This window comes from Bacillus haikouensis, assembly GCF_013179555.1.
In the GTDB taxonomy this organism is placed as follows: domain Bacteria; phylum Bacillota; class Bacilli; order Bacillales; family Bacillaceae_B; genus Rossellomorea; species Rossellomorea haikouensis_A.
Genome location: NZ_JABMCR010000355.1, coordinates 1 through 3,554, shown reverse-complemented (window position 1 = coordinate 3,554; position 3,554 = coordinate 1). Strand labels below are relative to the sequence as shown.

Below are 3,554 nucleotides of genomic sequence, written 5' to 3'. Positions count from 1 at the left end.
CCTGTCGTTATCGGATGTAGTGGTGGACCATGAACCGCAGCTCGCATTGTTTGGCGGGGAAGACGGCTATGACTTATATAAGCGGTTCATGCTGCAGCTGCCTTTAGTGATGAACGACATGTTTCTGATCGGATTCGAAGTGGGGGCCGGCCAGGGTGAGACAGTGGCAGACATGCTTCGGGAAACCTTCCCGGATGCGAAGACGGAAGTTGTAATGGACATTAACGGCAAGGACCGGATGGTTTTTTGCTGTAGTGAATAGTGATAGATGAAAAGGCCCTTTTTGGAAAAAAGGGGTCTTTTTTTGGTTTTGTTTATGTCCTTAACTAAAAATTGATACAACAAGTGAAATTGACTCTTGTTTAAAAGGAAATTGGACGCTTGAACCGTGTATTTATAGAATAATAGAATACAAGTTATCCGGCCACAGCGATTTATTATCGAAATTTCCAGTTTCATTATCGAAATAAAAGATTTATTATCAAATTTTAAAAAATCGGTTTTTATATGATCGAAAGGAAGCCGGAATGATCAATTATCTCCTTTTGTAGTTCATACCTTAACTTTGCTCCGTGATATGTGATTCAAGAGCGGTTCCCAGCTGTTGATTGTAGTGGCAGACGAAGACTTCTGTGGAAGGAGTGAGTGAAGTGAAACTTGTCTAGCTCCGGGGCATAGCGGCACATATCCCAGGTCACCTCGTCAAAGAAGCCATAAAACGCCTTCTTGGCCGATTCGCCTTATGCCCCCGCCGCCGCAGCCCCTCTGCATTTCAAGTGTAAAGATCCAATACTTAGAGGCCAGGTACATAACCCATGCCATCCAAAAAGGCAAAAAAACGTCATTTGGCTTTCCCTGTCGTATGCTTGTCACCTCTGGGCGATCCGCCTCCGTTTTTCTAGTGTCCCAGCTCCGCCGGCAGCCCCCTCGAGGTCATAAGACAAATGGTTCAAAAAGATAGAGTGCACCCAGGGCCAATTCATCGCATATTAGTCCCCCTGAACGATCCGCCTCCGCATTTCTGATCATGAACAACAAACTCACGAGCTGAATACGGAAAGCAAAGTCTTCCATGAAAATCAACAGAACCTATTTTTCAAGAAAATATCAATTTACTAGTTTAAGATTTCCCCGCCTTGTCCAAACTGTTTTACTGAGGGGGAGAGAAAATGAAAACAAAACATACGGTATTATCTTATATTCTAATTCTTACTTTAGGAACGATCTTAAGTTTATATATTCCGAAACAGGAAAGCATTGCTCAGGAGCCGATGGTGATTCCAGAGGAAGCGATCCGCCTCCGTATCCTGGCAAACAGCGATTTGGAGAAGGACCAGAACGTGAAACGGTTAGTCCGTGATGAAGTAAATAAAGAGATTACGGAATGGGTTGGCAGCCTGACATCCCAGGAAGAAGCGAAGAATATCATTAAAACGGGACTCCCGGAGCTTCAGAAGATTGCGGAAGATGTGGTTGCAGCTCAAGGATTGGATCAACGTGTACAAATCGATTTCGGAAAAGTTGAGTTTCCGACAAAGCTTTACGGGCAGTACCTGTATCCGGCGGGCGAGTATGAAGCGGTGTTGATCACACTGGGAAAAGGTGAAGGGGCGAACTGGTGGTGCGTGCTGTATCCTCCTTTATGCTTCCTGGATTTTTCAACTGGCAACGCGGTAAGAAGTCCTGGCTTTGAGACCACTGTTGAGGCAAGTGGTGAAGTAGTGACGGAAGTGGATGTGGAAGATGAAGCAGCGGCAGCGGCAGAGACAGTTGCAGCTGAAAGTGAAGCGGTGGAAGACGAGATGAATGCGGAAACGGTAGAAGTGCCAAGTGCTGTTGAAGAAAGCGAAAGGGAAGAGGAATCTGAAGCTCGCAGTGTCAAAGAAACAAAATTAATGGAAGATTTCCAAAGGAATGAAGAAATGGAAGTGAATGAGCAGCCTGTCCAGGAACAAGTCTTTGTAGAAGAGGGCGAGCAGGAAGAGGTAGAGGTAAGATTCTTTGTGGTCGATCTGGTAAAAGGATTATTTAAATAAAACGTGAGGCTTCATCTTTAAGATGAGGTCTTATTTTTTCTACTAAAAAAACAAATCTATCAATAACTAGTTCTAATCTTTTCACCCTCTCATAAATTAACAGTAAGGATGCTAGAAAAAAGGAGGAAGAAAAAATGGCGAAGATGATCAGACAGGCAACGCATGAGGATATTTATAAGGTGATAGGGTTTCTTGTGAAAGCTGGTTTGAGTACGGAAGGTGTGAAAAGTACGATTGACTGCTTTTTGGTAGTGGAGGATGAAGAACAGAATCTGATTGGGACGCTTGGAATCGAGATGAGGGGCAGGACCGGACTTCTTCGTTCACTGGTCGTAACCCCTGCATTTGACAGTGAAGAAATCTTCACCCTCTTTCAAGAGATTTTTAAGCTGGCAAAAGAAAAAGAGTTATCCAATTTATACTTGATTACAAATCGAAAAGCATCATTACATTTCTTTGAAGTATTAGGTTTTCAACAGGAACCACATTCGTTTGTGGATGAACTGAAAGATTTCGTCCATGCCAAACAGTTATCCACAGTGGATAACCTGCTGACAATGAGCTTGAAATTATAGGGAATCCTCGAAAATTCGACAAAAACGGGATTCCGGCATAAAAGACTGAATTTTCAATGGACCGGATCATTTTTCAACAGAATGATCCGGTATTTTATAGGAGAATTCGACAAGATACTCTATAAAACTACGCGCTTGTCGAAAAGTCACTTTTTTCAGAATTATTCACACTCGTCCACAGGGTTATCCACAGGAAGGTAATGCTCCTTTACGTTTTGTGGATAATACTTGAGAATTTAATGTGTTTCTTTTATACTTTCAAATGAGTATGTTTGTGGAACGCTTGATAATTCAGTGTTTATCCACATAAATGTGAACAGATGTATGCTTGTTTGAAAAAGGTGGACGAATGTTATGATAAAACGTTGGATTGTGGAAAAAGATGTGGATAACAAACAAAGTTATCCACAAATCGTGGATGCAGCTCGGATTTTGCAGGCGAATGAAGTCGTAGCGTTCCCGACAGAAACGGTTTATGGACTTGGTGCAAACGCAAAAAGTGATGTGGCTGTCGATAAAATATTCAAAGCCAAGGGAAGACCGTCCGATAATCCGCTGATTGTCCACATCTCAAATAAAGTTCAATTAAAAGAGCTGGTTGAAGAGATCCCGGAAGCGGCGGAAAAATTGATGTCAGCTTACTGGCCGGGACCGTTGACCCTTATTTTTCATAAAAAAGATGGCGTGCTTTCCGAAAAAGTGACGGCCGGACTAGACACGGTCGGAATCCGGATGCCTGACCATCCAGTTGCGCTTGCAATCATCGAAGAATCGGGACTTCCCATCGCAGCACCAAGTGCGAATCGCTCTGGAAAGCCGAGCCCGACGACTGCCCAGCATGTGATTGATGACTTAAAAGACAAGATCATCGGTGTAGTTGACGGAGGGGAAACAGGTGTCGGGGTGGAATCAACCGTTGTCGATTGTACAGGACCTGTCCCCG

The 3,554-nt window shown here is 43.5% G+C and carries 3 protein-coding genes and 1 pseudogene; all 4 read left to right on the top strand.

The features are described 5' to 3' along the window. Positions 1 to 262, top strand: a pseudogene (locus HP456_RS21350) (peptide chain release factor N(5)-glutamine methyltransferase); the annotation flags it as partial. 907 nt (positions 263 to 1,169) lie between these two features. Beyond that, on the top strand, positions 1,170 to 2,036 hold the full coding sequence (spoIIR, locus tag HP456_RS21345; protein ID WP_172254854.1) for a stage II sporulation protein R: 867 nt from the start codon (positions 1,170 to 1,172) through the stop codon (positions 2,034 to 2,036). Positions 2,037 to 2,170: 134 nt separating this feature from the next. Next, positions 2,171 to 2,611 carry a GNAT family N-acetyltransferase gene (locus tag HP456_RS21340; protein ID WP_172254852.1) on the top strand — a complete coding sequence of 147 codons (441 nt, stop codon included), beginning with the start codon at positions 2,171 to 2,173 and terminating at the stop codon, positions 2,609 to 2,611. Positions 2,612 to 2,965: 354 nt separating this feature from the next. Further along, a partial coding sequence (locus HP456_RS21335) for an L-threonylcarbamoyladenylate synthase (protein WP_172254850.1) occupies positions 2,966 to 3,554 on the top strand: 589 nt, incomplete at its 3' end.

Bases quoted from the DNA above. Each gene is read 5' to 3' on its own strand.
- spoIIR (WP_172254854.1), top strand. From the start codon at position 1,170: ATGAAAACAAAACATACGGTATTATCTTATATTCTAATTCTTACTTTA.
- HP456_RS21340 (WP_172254852.1), top strand. From the start codon at position 2,171: ATGGCGAAGATGATCAGACAGGCAACGCATGAGGATATTTATAAGGTG.